We start from the raw sequence: 324 nt of genomic DNA, 5'->3' as shown, positions 1-324 counted from the left end.
AAACTCGTACATTTGCAGTATCGCCAACAACAAAGTGACCAGTAGAGCCATCGGGTTGCAAGTTGTGATTTGCTTGAAAACTCGTACATTTGCAGTATCGCCAACAACAAATCACTAGCTTGAATCTCAACATGGTCAGTTGTGATTTGCTTGAAAACTCGTACATTTGCAGTATCGCCAACAACATACTGATGCCACAATTGTGAATAAGGTAAGTTGTGATTTGCTTGAAAACTCGTACATTTGCAGTATCGCCAACAACCAAGCAGACGAACAGAATTATTTTTTTGAGGTTGTGATTTGCTTGAAAACTCGTACATTTGC

Origin of the sequence: Prevotella sp. HMSC073D09 (genome assembly GCF_001814145.1) — a bacterium.
GTDB classification, from domain to species: Bacteria; Bacteroidota; Bacteroidia; order Bacteroidales; family Bacteroidaceae; genus Prevotella; species Prevotella conceptionensis.
This window is presented reverse-complemented; position numbering follows the sequence as displayed.